A 19,254-nucleotide genomic window follows, 5' to 3' on the forward strand; every position below is an offset into this window, starting at 1 on the left:
TATAGCTCTTCTTTCATTCGATATTCAGATCTTATTTATAAAATCAACCTCCTTAAGATTTTCTTAAGACACGTTAAGAAAATCTTAAGAAAATTTACCACTTAAAAAAGTACCAAGTACTGTTTAAAGAGTTGTATATTATAGTGAATGACAAAATCTTACCTGTATATTAATAATATTACATTTAATTGATTATTCATTCATAACTATTAGCTAAATATTTTAATTAGCTTAAATACTATTAAATTTTATTTTCATAAGAGGAGGACAATATTATGATAAGAGGAATGGGAAAGGTAACATCACTATTAGTAGCAGCAGCAACAGTTGCTTCATTAGTACCTTTTAGTGGCGTTAATGCTGCTGAGATAAAAAGAATTAGCGCTGATGATGGGACTATCTATAATGCAATAGCATATAAGGATGGTAGAGCTTATATTGATGGGGAAATCAATGATGATGAAGAAGCTTACTATTTAGCTAACGGTAAATTTAATAAATTGGAAGATGTTGATTCAGGAGATGACGCAGTTCTATTTGGAGAAAAATATTTAGATATATCAGACGGAGACTACACTGTTGATTTAGATAAGGGTACTGTAACTGATGACGACATTAAAGGTGATACCGAAGATGATGCAGCTGCTGCTTTAAGAAAAAAAATAAAAGATGATACAGATGATAGATATAACGAAACTGAAGCAAATACTATTAAAGATTCAAATCATGGTGACCTATTCGATTTAATTCCAGGAGCAAAGTATAATAAAGTTTGGTATTATACACAATATAAAGCCGCTCAAAAATCTATAGATAAAAATGTTAATGGATTAAATGGATTGGATGCAGCCCATCAAATATTTAATGTATTTACTGACGAAAAAGGTAATTACATTGATGCGGACTATAACTTAGGTAAAGTTAAGGTTACAACAACTGCTTCAAGTGCTTCAGGTACTACATTAACAAAGACAGATACAATAGAGAACACAAACGACGCTTACGATGCAGCTGATGGAATTATTAATGGAACTAATATTAGTGGATCTGATAAATTAAGTGCAAGTGTTGTTCAAGATAGAGTATTGGCACAAGATAAAGATTATATATATAGACTTGCAACTGTAAAGGTAACTATTACTACTGGTGCGGCTGCCACAATTAGTGAAATAAATGGTGTTAAAATTGATCCAAATAATAGCAATGATATATTTAAAGTTGAAAACAACGGACAAGTTGTATCTTTCAAAGCTATTCAAAAAATTTCAAAAACTCAAGCTTCTGGTGATGTTGATGACGCTAAATATGCTAAAACTGTAACTACTTACGCACTTTCTGATAAAGATGGTAAAAAGTTAGATGCTGAGGAATTATTTATAAATACTTCAGGTAATATAGTTACTACAACTAACTATACTGTAGCTGGAGGAAAACTTATAGCTTACAATTCTGAAATTAATAATAATGATAAAGTTACTGTTAGAGCTTATACATTAAAATCAAGCAGCGGATTCTATTACGCTGATGAGGAAGATCAAAGCAAAGAAGATTGTGAAAACAGCAAAAACCAAGGTGCTGCTGTTCAAACAGATGTTGACGGAAATCTTTGGAGATTAGATGGTGGATATATCTACAAATTTGATAATACTGATGATTGGGACAAAGTATACAGAGTAGACGGATCATTTGATGAATTCTCAGTTTATGATAAAGATAATATCGTTGCTTGGAGCCAAGACGATGATGTATATTCAATAATTGGTGGAAAACAGTCTAATAGTGATCCTGATGATACTCCAGTAGTAAAAACAGGATGGGTGCAAGCTACTGATGGAACTTGGACTTATAATAAAGAAGATGGAACTAAAGCTACTGGTTGGTTAAACCTAAACGGAACTTGGTACTATTTAAAAGCTGATGGTGTTATGGCTACTGGCTGGTTAAACTTAAATGGAACTTGGTACTACTTGAATTCGTCAGGTGCTATGGCTACTGGTTGGTTGAATTTAAATGGAACTTGGTACTATTTAAATCAATCGGGTGCTATGGCTACTGGCTGGGCTAACGTTAATGGTACTTGGTATTTCTTAAACGGTTCTGGTGCTATGCAAACTGGCTGGTTAAATGATAATGGAACTTGGTACTATCTATATTCAAATGGTGCTATGGCCGCTAATACAGTAATTAACGGATATAGATTATCTGCAAGCGGTGCTTGGGTATAAATTATCAGATATAAACTATACGCTTAATAATATACGTAATATATTAACCTAAATAATATGCTCTTTTAAACCTCTCCTAGGTTTACTATAACAAGGCTGTCTCAAAAGAAATAGATACTTTTGGAGACAGCCTTACATTTTAATATAACAGGATTCAAATTCTAAATCTAATATAATTTCGTTTACATAAAAGTAAATATAATCTTTAAATTATTGATCATAGTTATTTTGGAGGTTACCCTAAATTATAATTTCCTAATATTAAAAACTTTTATAATAATGTATTTAAAAGTTCAACTTCATTCGTAATTATACTATCTACTCCAACCATTATCACCTTTTTCATATCAACTAAACTATTAACCGTATATGGATTTACTTTTATTCCTGCATCTTTAATTTCTTTAATATATTCTTCGTTTAATATACTTGAAAAATGAGGATGATAACAATCAACAGAAATGGCTTTCAAATATTTAGGTACATTAACTAGTATAGTTTCTGTCAGAGCACCTAAAGTGATCTTTTTGTTATTCTCAAGTTTTCTTACTTTTACTAAACTAGTATGATTAAAGCTTGATATTATAACCTTATCTCTTAAATTATATTCATCAATCATAGACAAAACTTTTTTCTCTAGACCTTTATATTCTATGACACTATTCTTAAGTTCCAAATTTAATACTTTCAAATCAGAGTCTGCAACAAGCTCTAATAGTTCTCGCAGAGTTGGTATTTCCTCTCCACCTCTGTTTTGAAAATATTCTACTTCTTCCATAGTATATTTACCAACCTTATAGCTACCGACTTGTTTACCTTCCTCATAGTTTCTTTCTGTTGTCATATTTAACTTTAAATGTGCCATTTCCTGCAAAGAATCATTCTTTAAAAGTTGAATTTCCGGTACACTTTTAGTTCTAAATATCTTTAGTTCATCTAGAGTATAATCTTTAACAAAGCCATGTCCATTTGTAGTTCTATCTAAAGTCTCATCATGAAGTATAATTGGAACTCCATCCTTAGAAAGCTGAACATCTGCCTCTATTCCATCAGCATTATACTCAATCGCTTTTTTAAATGCCAACATTGTATTCTCATCAAACTTTCCACTATAACCTCTATGCGCAATATTTAAAATCTTCAAGTTATTCCCCCCTTGTTAAAATATAATTTATCTTACACAATTCCCCTAATATACATATCTTACACTAAACATAACTATATTACCATAATGAATATTAGTTTCATGATTCTTAATTAAAAATAATTTATAATAACACACTCTATATTTATTATATTTTAAATATATTTATAGTTTAATTTCTGCATTTTATTCTGATTAAATACTTAGATAAGTAGAATTTTAAATGTAAAAAATACCTGCCAAGAATAAGTTTGTTCCAAGCATATTCTTGTGCAGGTTTATACATACTTTTTATTGACCACTTATTTTTATTTCTTTAGTTCCTATAACTCCTGAGCCATCAGTTGCAACTGCTTTTACAATAACTTTTCCATTTGATATCGCTGTTAGCTTACCAGTATCACTTATTGTTGCTGATCCATCCTCGTTTACAACTAGCCACTTTACTTTTTGATTATCCGAATTAGTAGGATATACCTTTTTACTCATTTGTAAACTTCCACCCTTAGTAGTTATTGAACTTATCTCTGTAGTTCCAGAAATAGGTCCTAAAACTACTATATTTTCTACTTTTGTAGTAGTTTCACCACCTGTGTCTTCATTTTTCTTCCACTGAGCATATAATGTGATATCTTTAGTTATTTTTATTCTATCATCATACTCGTAGCTTGAACCATCACCATCACTTTTTGTATTCCATTCAATGAAAGTATACCCATTCTTAACTGGTTTATACAAAGTAAGCATTGTATCTTCATCAACAGTTTTTGTCCTAAGTAACTCATCATCATCGTCCTCAGCCTCAGGATCTTTAAACTTAACTTTATATTGTTTTTTTACTTCCTTTGAAGGGTCTGTAGGAATATCCTTTGACATTTTTGAGTCCTCATCAATTATTTGATTTGGTACATATGGAAGTGTATTATTTCCATAATAATCAAAACTTTTAGTCGGTATTGGATAATCACTTCCTATACAAGCCCCACTATCATCAAGGTTATAGATCCTTCCATTTATAATAGAAGTTCCCTTCTGCATTGCACCGTTTTCTGAAAATATATAAATCTTTCCTTCTATTTGAATTACACCTGTTTGCATTACTCCACTTAGATCAGTATAATACCACTCTCCGTTGTCAAGAATCCATCCAGTTCTCATTAATCCATAAGAATCAAAGTAATACCAAATTCCGTTTATTTGCTTCCATCCTCCATTAGCATAACCATATATATCTGCATAACTCCAACTCCCATCATAGTTTTCAATCCATGCAGCTAAAGACTTTACTGGAGCTACAGTAATTAATGATGAAATAGCAAGACTTACTGCAATAGATTTCCTTAAATATTCATACTTCACAATTAAGTTCTCCCCCTTATCTTTCCTAATTATTTGGTCAAGTCATAAAACTACAACTTGACCATTTTTCCTTTAGTATTTTATACACTCTTTAACTATTTGGATTTATTATTATTGTTTTTGTAACTGATATTCCTGATCCATCATCAAGAGTTGCTTTTATATTAACGCTGCCTTGTTTTAAAGCTGTTAAATCTGCTGTTAAATCTCCAGTTGAATTAATAGTCGCAAGATCCGTATTTGTTCCGTCTATATTACTTATAGACCATATCACTTTTTTACCTGTTACACTAGTTGGGCTTATAACTGAAGTCAATTTCACTGTGTTTCCAACAGCTACTGTATTACTTGATTGATTTATTGTAATTCCAGATGCTGCATTTATTGTTACAACTGACTGTCCGACAATTCCAGACCCGTCTGTCGCAGCTGCGTTTACAGTAACCGTTCCATTTGATACTGCAGTTAAAATTCCATTACTATCAATTGTTGCTTTTCCTGTTACAGGCGTTACTGACCAAGTTATTGCTTTATTAACTGCATCTGTTGGCCCCACCGTTGCTAGCATTTGTAATGTACCATTTGGAATAACTATTGTAGAAATATTTCCTGTTCCTGTTACAGTTATTGTCCCTACTTTACCACTTATAGTTATAGGCAGACTTCCCACAACTTTTGATCCATCTGTTGCAGTTGCATTTACAGTAACCGTTCCATTTGATACTGCGCTTAATAGCCCATTGCTATCAACTGTTGCTTTTCCTGTTCCAGGCGTTACTGACCAAGTCACACTTTTACTAGTTGCCCCTGTTGGTTCAAAACTTGCAGTCATTTTTAATGTTCCGCCATCCGCTATTTCATTTCCACTTCCATCTGGCGCATTAACTGTAATTTTAGTAATTTTAACTTGTGGAATTACTTTTACTGTTATATATTTACTAATTCCCTTGCCATTATCTGCAGTAGCTATCACCTTAACATCTCCAGAGGATACTCCTGTTAAGACTCCCGAAGAAGTAATTGTTGCTGTTCCAGTTCCATTAGAAACAGACCAGTTCACTGATTGATATGTTGCATTATTTGGCTCTACACTAGCGCTCATCTGCAATGTTCCACCGACCACTACTTCTGGAGCTTCATCAGGACTTATTATTATGTCTGTTACATTTGTAATTTGTCCAGCTATTCTTACAGTTGCACTTCCAATTGCGGTTGTGCCATCTGCATTTACTACACTTGCTTTTACTGTAACTGTTCCATTAGTCACTCCTTTTATATTTATAGAACTTCCTACTGTTCCACCTTCAATCTTAGCACTTCCGCCATCACTTCCACTAATAACTTCCCAATTTACAGCTTCTGATGTCGTTGTAGAATAACTTGGCAATAAACTAGCTATCAATCCAAGTGTTCCATCATCTTCTGTTATTGATAAAGCCGCTCCATCTTTTGTTGCTATATTAATCTTGGTTGCAGGTATATTATTGTCTATACCACTTATAGTAACTTCTATCGTATCGCTGATACCTGATCCATCCACAGCAGTAGCTTTTACTGTTACTTTTCCATTTGACTTTGGAGTTAATTCACCGGTATTAGCATCAATTGTAGCACTTCCTGTATTATTCTCAACAGACCATATTACCGAGCCATTAGTTGCATCCTTTGGTAATACAGTTTTATCCATAGTTACCTTCCCAGTTCCTGTTACTGAATCTGGTCCATCTATAGTAATTTTAGAAACCTTAATTTTTTGACCACTTATAGTAACATCTTTAGTCGCAACTACTCCACTACCATCTAATGCTTCTGCTTGTACAGTTACTGGTGTTCCATTTGTATTTGTTACCGCCTTTAAAAGTCCAGTTGAACTATTAATTGTCGCTTTGTCTTCTCCAGACTTAATCGACCATTTTACTGATTTATTAGTTGCAGTAGTTGGAGTTATATTTAAGTTCAATTGTAATGTTCCACCATCTTCTGTAATTGCAAAATCAGTTTTAGTTGTAGTAATCTCCATATCGGTTACCAATATCTTTGTACTTTGTCCGCTTATCGTTACTGTCATACTTCCAACAACATTATTATTTGAAGTTGCTTTTACTGTAACTGTTCCATTAGATATTGCCTTTAAAAGCCCAGTTGAAGAATCAATAGATGCGCTTCCTGTATTATTTTGAACTTCCCAAGTTACAGCCTGATTAGTTGCATCTTCTGGAGACACACTTGCCTTCATTTGAAGAGTTCCTCCATCGGTTGTTATTGTTGATTCTCCTGCTTGTCCGCTTACTGTAACCTTACTTACCGGAACCACTACATCTGTGTTTGTAACTGTAACTTCTTTTGTTCCACTTACATCAGAGCCGTCCTTTGCAGTTGCCTTCACCATAACTGTACCAGCTGATACTCCAGTCAATACTCCATTGCTATCAATAGTTGCTTTTCCAGTTTCATCAGAAACAGACCATGTCACATCTGCATTAGTAACATTACTTGGTGATACTTCTGCTGTCATTGTAACTGATTTATTTACAGTAACATTTGAGTTTCCTTTTATATTAATATCTTCTACATAAACTGATGTATCTTCTTTCCATTGTGCATATAATATTATATCTTCTTCTACTTTTATACTATCATCTGCATCGTAGCTCTTTCCAGATCCATTGCTTTTAGCATTCCATCCTGCAAAAACACGTCCATCCTTAGTTGGCTTATATAAGTCAAATGACTTACCATATTTAACAGTTTTAGTTTTAAGCTCTGATCCATCTGAATCTTTAAGTAAAACTTTAAAGCTTCTTCCTTCATTTGGATTGCCATCTGATTCAGTTTTATCCTCAATAACTTCATTAAATTTCGAGTCAGTTGGAGAGGTAATTACCTTATTGTCAGTATTCTTCAATACCTGAATGCAATTTCCTGAATCATCATACTCTTTTTCTGGAGTTGGCATTTTAGTTCCAACGACTTCTCCATCAGAACCAATAGTGTAAAACTCTCCATTTATAACTGTATTATTTGTCTTTATCGCTCCGTTATCGTCAAAAATATAAACTTTTCCTGAGATATTAACAATTCCTGTTTGAATTACACCACTTGAATCTGCATAATACCACTTCTTATTATAATTAATCCACCCAGTTTTCAGTGCTCCATCATTTTGCAAGAAGTACCATGAAGAGCCTGCTTTGATCCATCCTGTTTGCATTTTCCCATTTCCATCAAAATAATATATCTGTCCGTCAATCCTCTTCCATCCTGTAACTTTTTGATTATCTTGCATATAATAAAAATTCCCTTGATAATCATTTACCCATTCGGCTGAAGCCCTTAATGGAATTAGAGTGAATAATGTCATAGAAACGGTAATTGCTGAAATTATTTTATTTATAAACTTCCATTTCATCAAATCTACCCCTATCTTATATTTTTCATAGTACCTTATATTAAAAAGTACTTTTGTCTTACCATAATTCAAACAACTATTAGAATAAAATTTAGCAGAGATAATATGTACTTTTGAACAATTGAATTCTTATCACACAATTATCCAAATAATATTCCTAAATTTATCTTATTACTCTATTTATTATCGAAGCTTTTTTGAATAACTATATAGATATAATACCATTTTACATTAAATATCCCATATTGAGTATAATTTAAAAATCTAAGGAGGAAAGTTGCCGTCTTCCCCCTTAGATTTAATTCATGACTTCAATTAATATAAGGTTCCATCTGAACCAAAGACATATTTTGTTCCATCTATATATCTTGATCCTGTTACCATTTCTCCATTAATATTAAAATAATAATTTTTACCATCAATAACTACCCATTCATTTTTTTTCATTACACCCGTACCTTCATCTAAATAATAACAATTATTCTTAGAATAAATCCATCCTGTTTTCATTGAGCCATCATCATTTGAATAATACCAATTTCCATTAGCTCTAAACCAACCTGTCTGCATTTCTCCTGATGTATTCTTAAAATAGTACCAGTTACTACCCAAGTTAAGCCAATCACTAGCTGCCTGTCCATTATCTTTTAAATAATACCATTTTTCATTAGACGATTTCCAAATTGAAGTTGACATTGATCCATCATTATTAAAATAATACCAGTACTCATCAACTTTAAACCAGTCCTTTACCATCTTACCATCAGCTTTTAAGTAATAATATTTACCATTATAATTGACCCACTCCATCTTTTTAACGGCTCCATCTTCACCAACATAATACCAATCATCACCATCTTGTACCCATTGGTTAAACAGTTCACAGCCCTTTTTCTTATCGAAGTAACACTTCTTACCATCTACAATCTGCCAACCTGTTTCCATGGCCCCATCAATTCTATTAAAATAATATATTTTTCCATTTATCTTTTGTACACCTTTTAAACTAACTCCATCTTTATCATAATAATATATATATCCATCATGTTTTCCCCAGCCTTTATCATTATCATACCTGTCAAACACTTTATCCCAAGCATCATCAACATCATTATTCTTATCTTTAAGAGCATCAGTAAGATCATCTAAGGAGTCATTTATGTCATTTATCCCATCACTTATTCCATCTATAGTTTTATCAAACTCATTTTTACCTTTATCTATCAAGCCGCCAATTTGAGTATTTATATCTGGAATCATATTGTATGTCCCACTTTTTATCATTCCCTTTATCTTATCCCCAACATTACCTAGATTAACTCCATCAATCATCTTATCTAATAAATTCTTTTCGTAATCTCCAACTACAACAGCATATTTATAACTTTTATTTGCTGTGATATCTCCGTTTTTAGTTAATGATAAGCTTAAAATAGAGAATTTAGTTCCATCTATATCCAACGGAAAACTTAAGCTGCCACTCAAATTAGTAACACCATTAAAATCAATAATATTTAAATCTTTATTTATTTTATCTGAATCTCCCTGTTTTGCCTTTAACATATTATAAATTGGGTTATTAATTACATATACCTTGTTGTTTACGGAATCAATAACATTGATACTCATACCATCACCAATAACTTTAGAACCATTATCTAAATTAATTACTTTTGAATAAGCCGTTGTACCTACTGCTGGATTAAATGTCAATGAAGGAACTATATCAATGCTGCTGTAAGATGCATTCCTCACATTAGCACTATAAGTATTTACGCAATATGCGCCATTTCCTACCACAGTATTAACTATTGATCCCACTAACCCCTTTACCACAAAGGCCTGAGCTATAACATCACCTGAATTATTTTTCCCAGTATACTGATATATAGGGATATTCTGAAATCTGCTCTTAATAGCACTTGGTAATGCTGCTTGTAAGTTTTTCTCCACTATAGGTTCGATTACGTTTTTAAGCGTTTCCTCTGGTATAGTACCTCCTGTAGCCGATTCTGCCTTCGATACAACTGCATTTGTTATTGGATCTTTCAAAACCTCATAAACTTGTGCTGAAATTTCATCAACTAGCGAACCCGACAGATTGTACGATAACTTGCCACATTCCTCATTGTCGATTGACTTTGCTCCTTTGCTGCTAAACATCAATTTTACTCCATTTTCTAACTGAGGGTTTATAGTTGTGTTTTCAGCCATTCCTATAAGAGTATCTCCATCAGGAACCATTGATCCTATATCAATTCCAGAAAGAGCTATGTTATTAGTTTGGGGATTTAAAATTATTTTTGAAATATCATTAGTCTCCGCTTTAACTGAAGTACTGAAAACACTATTTGGTATTGTAGCTATAATACTTGTCCCAATTAATACAAGTGCCAATATTTTATTAATTCTTCTTATCATGCCAATCGCCTCCAAAATATCTATATATATTATATCATTTATACTGATGAGTTTAAATATTCTAACAATATATAGATATTTTTAATATGCATTATATGATATAAAATTCATTAGCCAAATAGCTCTAATTACATAATTAATGATATAACTATGTTTACGAATTTAGTTATAAATATCCGCATAAAAATAACCATATCGTGATATAAAAATTATATCTTTGATATAGTTATTCTAAAACTCTTTAATTAATTTATTCTTTAAATATTTATTATTATTTTAATTTAAATTTTTGTACTAATTCAGTTAAATGCATTGCTATCTGAGCTTGCTGAGTTGCTGCATTGGCTACTTGCGATATAGCTGATGAACTAGTTTCTATTTCTGATTGTATTTTCTCGCTATTAACAGAAGATTTTTGAACATCTGCAGCTGTACTTTGAAGTGCTTCATTTATCTGCTCAACTGTAGCTTCAACCTCTTGAGCCATTGATACTAGTTCCTCTGACATTGAGCTTACAAAGTCTCCATCATTGCTATACTTTTCTCCGATCTTAGCATAATCCTGTAACTGCTTATCAACTTCACTCGACATAAAGTTAAGTATATCATTGCTGTTATCTGAAAGATTTTTAACTGCGTCCTGTATCTTAGATATTGTATCTTGAATTGTAAAAACAGTTTGGGAAGATTCCTCTGCAAGTTTTCTAATTTCTTCTGCTACAACTGCAAATCCTTTTCCTGATTCTCCTGCTCTAGCCGCTTCTATTGCTGCATTTAATGCCAAAAGATTAGTTTGCTCCGCAATATCAGCTATAGCCCCAGCCATAACTTTAACTTCCTCAACAACTCTTGCATCTTCAATTGCCTTTATTATATCTTTTTCTTTTTGTTCTCTTATTTGTGTTGTATTTGCAATAGCAATTTTACTATCTTCCTTGACCTTTTCAGCTCTTCTTTTAATCTTTTCAGCATTTGTACTTCCATCGGCTGCTTTATTTGCCAAACTTTCCATACTAGAATTAACTTCTTCAATAGAAGCAGCAATCTCTTCTGCCGTTGCACTTGTTTCCGTCATTGTAACATTTATATTTTTGGATGAATTATCAACTTCATCAAGCTTGGCTGATACTTCTTCTACATTCGCAGATAATTCCTGACTTAACCCACTCATGTTACAAGCTTCATTTAAAATAGTTGAAATAAGATTTTTTACATTCTCCTGAGCAATATTCAGTTCCCTTGCAGTAGCTCCAATTTCATCATATTTAGTTATTTCAACACCTTCTGAAAAATCATAGCTTGCCAACTTCATAGCAAATTTCTGAAGAGTATTTAGTCTTGAAATTATATTTTTATGCATATAAAACCCAGCAAAAATTGCTGCAATTATACTTATGATACATACCACTACAGTTGTCGTAATATCTCTTGCCAATGTATCTCCATTAGCAATACCATTTTTTATATCACTAAGCTGCTTAAAATTCACTATTCCTGATATAAATACCAAAATAGACATAATTACATACGAAACTTGAAGTTTAACCTTTAGTGATACATTTTTTTTCTCTTTATTCATTTTGTCTCCTCCTATATGTACCTTTCAATCTAATTGCATTCATTTATAAAATATTTTAATAAATGTATTCATATTTATAGATGGTGATTGACTATCCTACACAATTTTATGATATCATTATTTTTTCCTACATTCAACTAATACAAACATAACTCTACAATTATAACATTATTTGGACATATATATAAATTTTAGCTTATCCTTTGTACAAAAATAAAAGTGATATCCTATCATAAGATATCACTTCTATTCTTAATTATGCATTATTCAAATTTATCCATTGCCCGTCAAGGAAAAGCATTCCAGTCTTCATAACTCCACCCGCATCGAAGTAATAATTCTTTCCATTTATATTCTTCCATCCAGTTATCATTATTCCACTATCATCTAAATAGTACCATGACTTTCCATTATATAACCATCCTGTCCTCATACTACCATCATCATTCAAGTAGTACTTATTTCTATCATAGGTCACCCAACCTTTTTGCATTACCCCATGATCATCCATAAGGTACCATTTACCCTTATATTGTGCCCAAGCTGTTTGCATTTCTCCAAAGTTATTAAAGTAATACCATTTTCCATCGTAAGTAGCCCATGTATTAACCCTCATAGCTCCATTAGCTTCAAGGTAATACCAATATCCTTTGTCATAAAACCAACCTGTTTGCATAATACCATCTTTATTTAAATAGTACCAATTACCAGAATCCTGTATCCATCCAGTTTGCATATACCCGTTTATGTCTAGGAAATACCATTGATTGTCATACTTAACCCACTGATTTTTAATTTGCATACCAGCTGCATTATAGAATGTCCAATTTCCTCCAACAAGTACCCACTGGTTAGTTCCTTCTATATCTCCTCTAATTACACTTAGCTTATAAGTAGTCGTTGTTTTTCCATCTTCAGCAGTTACTTCAACAACTACAAGATTTGCTCCTATATCAAGTTTTATGTAATCAGATTGTCCATTAGTATACTCTTTACCATTTATCTTAATCTTTGCTTTGTCATTTTGTGAAGTATACATAACTCTTACTTTTTCAATATTTCTAGCAACTTTAACACTGTATAGATAAGTCTCAGGATCAAATTTTGGTGACATTGTTCCGTCTGTTACAGAAAGACTCGCTAAATTCACATTGTCTTTTGGATATCTTCTTGTAATATTTAATACATATGTATTGCTATTTCCTTTAGAATCTGTAACTTTTACATTTATAGTATTTCCACCTTCATCCAAGCTTATATAAGGTGAAGTTGCGCCGCTAGGTACTTTCTTTCCATTAACCGTAATTGTCGCATTAACATCCTCTGCTGTTGGAGTAACCCCTATTGATGTAACACTATTATCGACGGTTCCTGAATATTCATATATTCCTTTATTAAAAGCAGGAGTTAGAGTTCCTGATGTCAGTGTCAACCCAGTAAGCTGAGAACTTCTAAATAAAGCTGTACGGGTAACTTTAATATTATATGTACTTGTATCACCATCCTTAGTTGTAAGGATAACTTCAACATCATTTTCTCCTTCATCTAGCTTTATGCTTTGGCTCTTACTTCCACTTTTTACAGTCACACCATTGACTTTAATAGTAGATGAATTATCTACAGCTATTGGTGTAAATGCAATTGTTGTTTGAGTAGTTGGTACTTGAACTGTATAGTCATACGTATTTGAATTGAATGCTGGAGATAAAGTACCTGCTGACGGCACTAATGACTGTAATTTTGCCTCTCCTTTTTTAGTTATAATCAACTTATATTGTCTAGAGATATTTTGGGTTGTCACACCTATACTTATAACATTATCTCCACCAGTTAAGTTTACAGTCGCCTCTGCAGCACTACTACCGCCATTAATAGAAAAATTCATTGGCGTATTATTATTGTCAAACAACTGAACTTTCGCCATTTTAACATCAGAATTTATATCAGAAATATGATAGTTTCCATTTGCATCTGTTTGTGTAAAAAATAAATTATAAGTTATTTTACCATCTAATGTAACCCTTAAACTTTGAAATGAAAGAGAAGAATCCGCTTCGAATTTCATTCTTATCGGATAGGTAACTTGTTTTCCTGAGCTATCTTTCATAACCACCGTAAGTGTAAAATCGCTATAATCAGTTATTGTATTTACTACATAATCATTTCCTCCACTTGAGTTTGCTACTGGCTTAACATTCATAAAACTTGAGCTACTTTGGACACTTACAATAGAATAACCAGAATCAGCTACCAAAGTGAAATTTTGACCTATTGGAAGAAACTCACATACATATCCATCTTTCTCGTTTCCATCAATATTTTTAGTTTTTCCGTTCACATCTCCTATGTGAAATTGCAGACCTTTTATTTGAGTTTCATCAGTTGCACTAGCTTTCTGCAAATTTACTGTCTGCATAAGTGTAAAAAATACAGTAAAAATTAATAAATAAGAAGTAATCTTATTAAGATTGATTTTTTTTGCACTCATTAGTATGTCCTCCCATCTTATGTTTACGAAATTTATTATCATCCATTTCTAATGTATTTAAACACCAGAAACAGCATATTCAAGTTCATAAAGTATATAATCTATTACTATATTTATTATCGAATTTTCCTAAAGTTTCTTTAACTAAATAAACATAGATATGTTGCCTTTATTCGTACTTATTTCCTCTATAATATACAAATTTCCTTGGAAATATTGGTTCCTTTTTGACTTTTATTCTAATATGTTCTGTATTTCCTACTATAATGTTACACAAAACTTGCTTTTTTCAAATAATTAAAAGTCAGATTTAGATATGGTAATTACCCAAAATTCACGGAACCATCATTATTAAAATTATATATATATCCATCAATTTCTGCAGGACTAGTCCTCATAGCACCATCCTCATTAAAATAGTAGTACTTGTCATCTTTATAAAGCCATCCACACCTCATATTACCCGCGTAATTCAAATAATACCAGTTATTTTTCCAATATACCCATTCTCCAGCTTTCATGCTGCCATCAGCATTTAGAAAATACCATTGATTATTTTCATTTACCCATCCAGTATTCATGGCGCCCGATTGATCTAGATAATACCACTGTTTTCCATAATATATCCACCCTGTTCTCATACTACCGTTACGCTCCATGAAATACCAAGTTCCATTACTGGTTATCCATCCTGTTGCCATCGTGCCATCGTCTTTCAAGAAATACCACTTATCATTATCTTTAATCCAACCAGTTTTCATTACACCATTATTATCTAAAAAGTACCATTCATTTTTATAATATAACCATCCAGTTTGCATTTCTCCATTTGCCTCCAGATAGTACCACTTATCGTCATCTTCCATCCAACCTGTTTGCATATTTCCTCTACTGTTGAAATAAAAATAACTTTTATATTTATTATCATAATACCAAGTATTCTTCAAACATTTACCCGCAGTATCATTGTACCTCCATCTTCCATTTACTATCACCCATTGATTCGGCTTTATTACTGCATTAATTGTATCCTTAACATTAGGTGTTACTGGAATACCTAAGTACATATTTAAAGTATAATTCCCAATTCTTTGAGTATCATCATCCTTAACCCCTAGATTAATAGTATATTTTCCTATACCATTAAACTTAACCTTTATAGAATCATTGCTTAATTGCTTTCCATTGGCTGTCATTGAATAGTTTCCATCCTCTGGAGTTGCCTCAAGCTCCATTATATTTGTTCCTTCATCTAACTCTATATTATAAAAATTGGTATTTTTATCAAATCCAATATTACTATCATTTATATTAATATCCTTTAGATAAACAGCATCTTTTCCTCCCTTATAAATATACACATTATAGGTAGATGTTGCATCACTCCTATTATCTAAGACTTCTATTTCTATCTTATTTTTTCCTTTTACTAAAGGTACGACTTTTCTATAACTATCATCTCTAGTTACTATCTCTCCATCAACCTTAACCGTATCTAGTAAATCATACGGTTTAGCCTTAATTAATACTTGATCAATATCATTACCAACATCTGTGACATATGAGTATTTATCTTCTGAAAAATCGAGATTTCCTCCGTCACTTAAATAAATATCTTTTAAAGAAGGATTATCTTGTTCTGCATAAACCTTTGTCATAAGCAAATTCAAAGAGCTTGTCTGTAAAAATGAAACGCTATAAATAATAAAAAATGTTAAAATTATCCTTCTGACCATTTTACTCATATTCTGCCCCCCCCTTTGTCACCACTTAATATTTCTAAACTAAATCTCTATATTTAATATATAAATAGAGTATAAATTCTACAGATACTCACTTCTATATGTATATTAATAAGCTGTGAATCCAATATGATAAATTCTATTTTTATATTTCTTCTAATAATAATGTTACCATTATAATACTTTACTGTAAACGCGGATGAATAATCTTAAATCTTAATTTTATATTAATTTTATTTTAACACCTTCTGGAAAATCCTCTTTGAGCAAAACCACAAAAAGACTGTCCATAACGATTTAAATAAATCATTATGAACAGTCTTAATTTCTTATATTTATGTTGAATAAAGAAATTATTCAACAATAAATTTTTATCTTTAGTATTCTGTTGTAGTAAGTCCAAATTTATAATTTGGACCTTTACTTATTTTAATTTATTACTTAATCCAAGCTCCTGATGCTCCTAATTTATATCCATCAACAGTTGTATTAGCTAACATTGCTCCTGATGAATTTAAGAAATACCAAGTTCCATTATCATTTAACCAACCAGTAGCCATTGCTCCTGATGATTGTAAGTAATACCAAGTTCCGTTATCATTTAACCAACCAGTTTTCATTGCTCCTGATGATTGTAAGAAGTACCAAGTTGATCCATCTTGAATCCAGCCAGTAGCCATAGTTCCATCAGCTTTGATGTAATACCAAACTCCACCATCGTTAACCCATTGTCCTTTTACTTGAGTTCCATCAGTATTGTAGAATGTCCAACCAGCATCAGTCTTAACCCATCCTTTGTTTACAACTGGAGTTGTAGGATCTGTTGGTGTTGTTGTACCTTTTCCACTGATTACTGAGTAAACTTCATCGCCTTCATTCCAAGCTACAATGTTATTTTCATCGTAAACTGACATCTTGTCGAAAGATCCATCTACTTTGTATACTTTTGTCCAATCTTCGTCATTGTCGAATTTATAGATGTATCCACCATCTAATCTCCAAAGGTTACCATTAGCATCTGTATCTAATGCAGTTACACTTTCATCATCTACATCTGTAGTATCAGTATAATTGAATCCATTATCTGTTTTTAATTCTATTGTTTGAACATCTACTCTACCATCTTTATTTGTATATGCTATGATTTTTCCATCTGCTATAGTCTTTGATGAATCGGCAAGTAATGTTATTTTATTTCCATCTTCATCTGCAATTGCATAAGTTGATACTGTTTTAGCATATTTAGCTCCATCTACATCTCCTGAAGCTTGAGCCTTAGATATTTTTTGGATAGCTGAATATTTTGCAGTTAATCCATCTGTTAAAACTTCAGATGCTACTAATGATACGTCTTTATTACCAATTGTTTTTATAGTTCCATTAGTGCTAGTAACTGTGATTGTTACTTTTCTATAAATATTATTAGCATCTTGTCCAATTTCTTCTGCTCCTGAAACTGCTACTTTAACTCCGTTATCATCATCATCTGTATTTGTTAATGAAGCTGATCCATTAGTTGTAGTAACTTTGATTTTACCTACATTATAATCTGCATCTATGTAATTTCCATCTACATCTGTATAAACATTAAATCCACCATAAGTAGTCTTGTACCAAGTTTGGCCGAATTTTGCTCCTTGAAGTTCTGTTAAATCAGTTTTAAGCTCTGCATGATCTGAATATCTATCGTCTGCTTTATCTTTAATTTTCTTTCTTAAAGCTGATGCAGCATCGTCAGCATTATTTTCTGCTAAATCTTCATCTGTAACTTCACCATTTTCTAAATCAACGAAGTAATCTCCATCTTGTACATCTAAGTATTTAGAACCATAATTAGTAACATCTGATCCACTATCGATATCTGATAAATTGTTATATTTACCATCTGCTAAATAGTAAGCTGCTTCGTCTTTATCATTAACTTCTCCGTCAATATAGAATTTACCGTCTTTGTATGCTACTGCATTATATACAGTACCTTCTTCTGAATCGATTTTTGTGTAGTCAGCTGCATGTGCAGGTACTATTGAAATAATAGCAGCTGCAGCTACTAGTAACGATGTTGCTTTAGTCATTCTTTTTATCATTTGTATATTCCTCCTAGAGTTTCATTTTTTGGTTTATTAATAATTTATTAGTTTAAAAATAATATCTTGGTTAAAAAATATTATTTTGGTTTACGAATATTATTATAGCAACTTTATTTATGCTTGTCTACGTCTTTTTGTATTTATTTGGAGCTTTTTGTCGATATTTTTTTAATAAAATATTAGTACTTGCTGAATTTTATTCTTTTATTGTAAATCTACATACTTAACTGTAAAATTAAGGACCAGATTTCTATAAGATTTACTTAATAAAATACCAATATTTGAGCGCAATTATATCAATCTCCAATTAATTATCTTCATATATACGTTACCTGATTGTAATTAATATATTAACATAAGCATTATATATGAAAACAGGCTACAAAAGCTTGACTTTAAAGCTTTCCTTTAGGATGCTAAAAACTTTACCTGTATTTCTATTATAATTGAATTTCCTTAACAATTCCTGAATCATTTTAAATTATAAGCTGAAAAATCATGGAATTGATGTAGTATAAATTCATTAATTCCACTTTGCTATAATGAAATGCAAAATTCGACATATAGTTTTCTACTTTATAATATCTTATACTTGTAGGCGTCCATGAATCCTAATTCATTAAGACATTATATAAAACATCCTTTAAAGTATCTAAGAAAAATACTTTCATCAATAAAATCATGATTCTAATTTCTAAATACAATACTCAATTGATGAAGAAACCTTATTTAAAGCAGAAAAGACTATCTTTTAGGCATGCCAATAAAAAATATAGGTTATGCGCCTACCCCGTACT

9 protein-coding genes are annotated in these 19,254 nt (G+C 31.6%); 1 reads left to right on the forward strand and 8 read right to left on the reverse strand.

What is annotated here, in order from left to right:
- Positions 1-275 precede the first annotated feature (275 nt).
- Positions 276-2,225, forward strand: a complete 1,950-nt coding sequence (locus tag PZA12_RS22850) for an N-acetylmuramoyl-L-alanine amidase family protein (protein ID WP_078114332.1) — start codon at positions 276-278, stop codon at positions 2,223-2,225.
- Between the two features lie 271 nt (positions 2,226-2,496).
- On the opposite strand, the gene PZA12_RS22855 is transcribed toward PZA12_RS22850, so the two are convergent.
- The 8 genes from PZA12_RS22855 to PZA12_RS22890 all read right to left on the reverse strand — a co-directional run bounded on the left by PZA12_RS22855 (position 2,497) and on the right by PZA12_RS22890 (position 18,454).
- Positions 2,497-3,369, reverse strand: a complete 873-nt coding sequence (locus PZA12_RS22855; protein WP_103698819.1) for a glycerophosphodiester phosphodiesterase — start codon at positions 3,367-3,369, stop codon at positions 2,497-2,499.
- Positions 3,370-3,660: 291 nt separating this feature from the next.
- Entirely contained in the window at positions 3,661-4,728 is a 1,068-nt protein-coding gene (locus PZA12_RS22860) for an InlB B-repeat-containing protein (RefSeq protein WP_103698820.1), read from the reverse strand.
- 91 nt (positions 4,729-4,819) lie between these two features.
- The gene (locus tag PZA12_RS22865) at positions 4,820-8,137 is read right to left on the reverse strand and encodes an Ig-like domain-containing protein (protein WP_103698821.1); all 3,318 of its coding nucleotides are present in this window, start codon (positions 8,135-8,137) and stop codon (positions 4,820-4,822) included.
- A gap of 315 nt (positions 8,138-8,452) precedes the next feature.
- On the reverse strand, positions 8,453-10,558 hold the full coding sequence (locus PZA12_RS22870; protein WP_103698822.1) for an N-acetylmuramoyl-L-alanine amidase family protein: 2,106 nt from the start codon (positions 10,556-10,558) through the stop codon (positions 8,453-8,455).
- Positions 10,559-10,829: 271 nt separating this feature from the next.
- Positions 10,830-12,137 (reverse strand): methyl-accepting chemotaxis protein, encoded by a 1,308-nt coding sequence (locus tag PZA12_RS22875; RefSeq protein ID WP_103698823.1) that lies wholly within the window; start codon positions 12,135-12,137, stop codon positions 10,830-10,832.
- Between the two features lie 256 nt (positions 12,138-12,393).
- Positions 12,394-14,625 (reverse strand): cadherin-like beta sandwich domain-containing protein, encoded by a 2,232-nt coding sequence (locus tag PZA12_RS22880; RefSeq protein WP_078114327.1) that lies wholly within the window; start codon positions 14,623-14,625, stop codon positions 12,394-12,396.
- A gap of 323 nt (positions 14,626-14,948) precedes the next feature.
- Positions 14,949-16,370: a cadherin-like beta sandwich domain-containing protein gene (locus PZA12_RS22885; protein WP_078114326.1), complete on the reverse strand. Its 1,422-nt coding sequence runs from the start codon at positions 16,368-16,370 to the stop codon at positions 14,949-14,951.
- A gap of 434 nt (positions 16,371-16,804) precedes the next feature.
- Positions 16,805-18,454, reverse strand: a complete 1,650-nt coding sequence (locus PZA12_RS22890; RefSeq protein ID WP_078114325.1) for an N-acetylmuramoyl-L-alanine amidase family protein — start codon at positions 18,452-18,454, stop codon at positions 16,805-16,807.
- Positions 18,455-19,254: the final 800 nt, after the last annotated feature.

Source organism: Clostridium beijerinckii (assembly GCF_036699995.1).
GTDB classification, from domain to species: domain Bacteria; phylum Bacillota; class Clostridia; order Clostridiales; family Clostridiaceae; genus Clostridium; species Clostridium helianthi.

Coding starts and splice junctions, on each gene's coding strand:
- PZA12_RS22875 (WP_103698823.1), bottom strand. CDS start 12,137: ATGAATAAAGAGAAAAAAAATGTATCACTAAAGGTTAAACTTCAAGTT.
- PZA12_RS22850 (WP_078114332.1), top strand. CDS start 276: ATGATAAGAGGAATGGGAAAGGTAACATCACTATTAGTAGCAGCAGCA.
- PZA12_RS22865 (WP_103698821.1), bottom strand. CDS start 8,137: ATGAAATGGAAGTTTATAAATAAAATAATTTCAGCAATTACCGTTTCT.
- PZA12_RS22870 (WP_103698822.1), bottom strand. CDS start 10,558: ATGATAAGAAGAATTAATAAAATATTGGCACTTGTATTAATTGGGACA.
- PZA12_RS22885 (WP_078114326.1), bottom strand. CDS start 16,370: ATGAGTAAAATGGTCAGAAGGATAATTTTAACATTTTTTATTATTTAT.
- PZA12_RS22890 (WP_078114325.1), bottom strand. CDS start 18,454: ATGATAAAAAGAATGACTAAAGCAACATCGTTACTAGTAGCTGCAGCT.
- PZA12_RS22880 (WP_078114327.1), bottom strand. CDS start 14,625: ATGAGTGCAAAAAAAATCAATCTTAATAAGATTACTTCTTATTTATTA.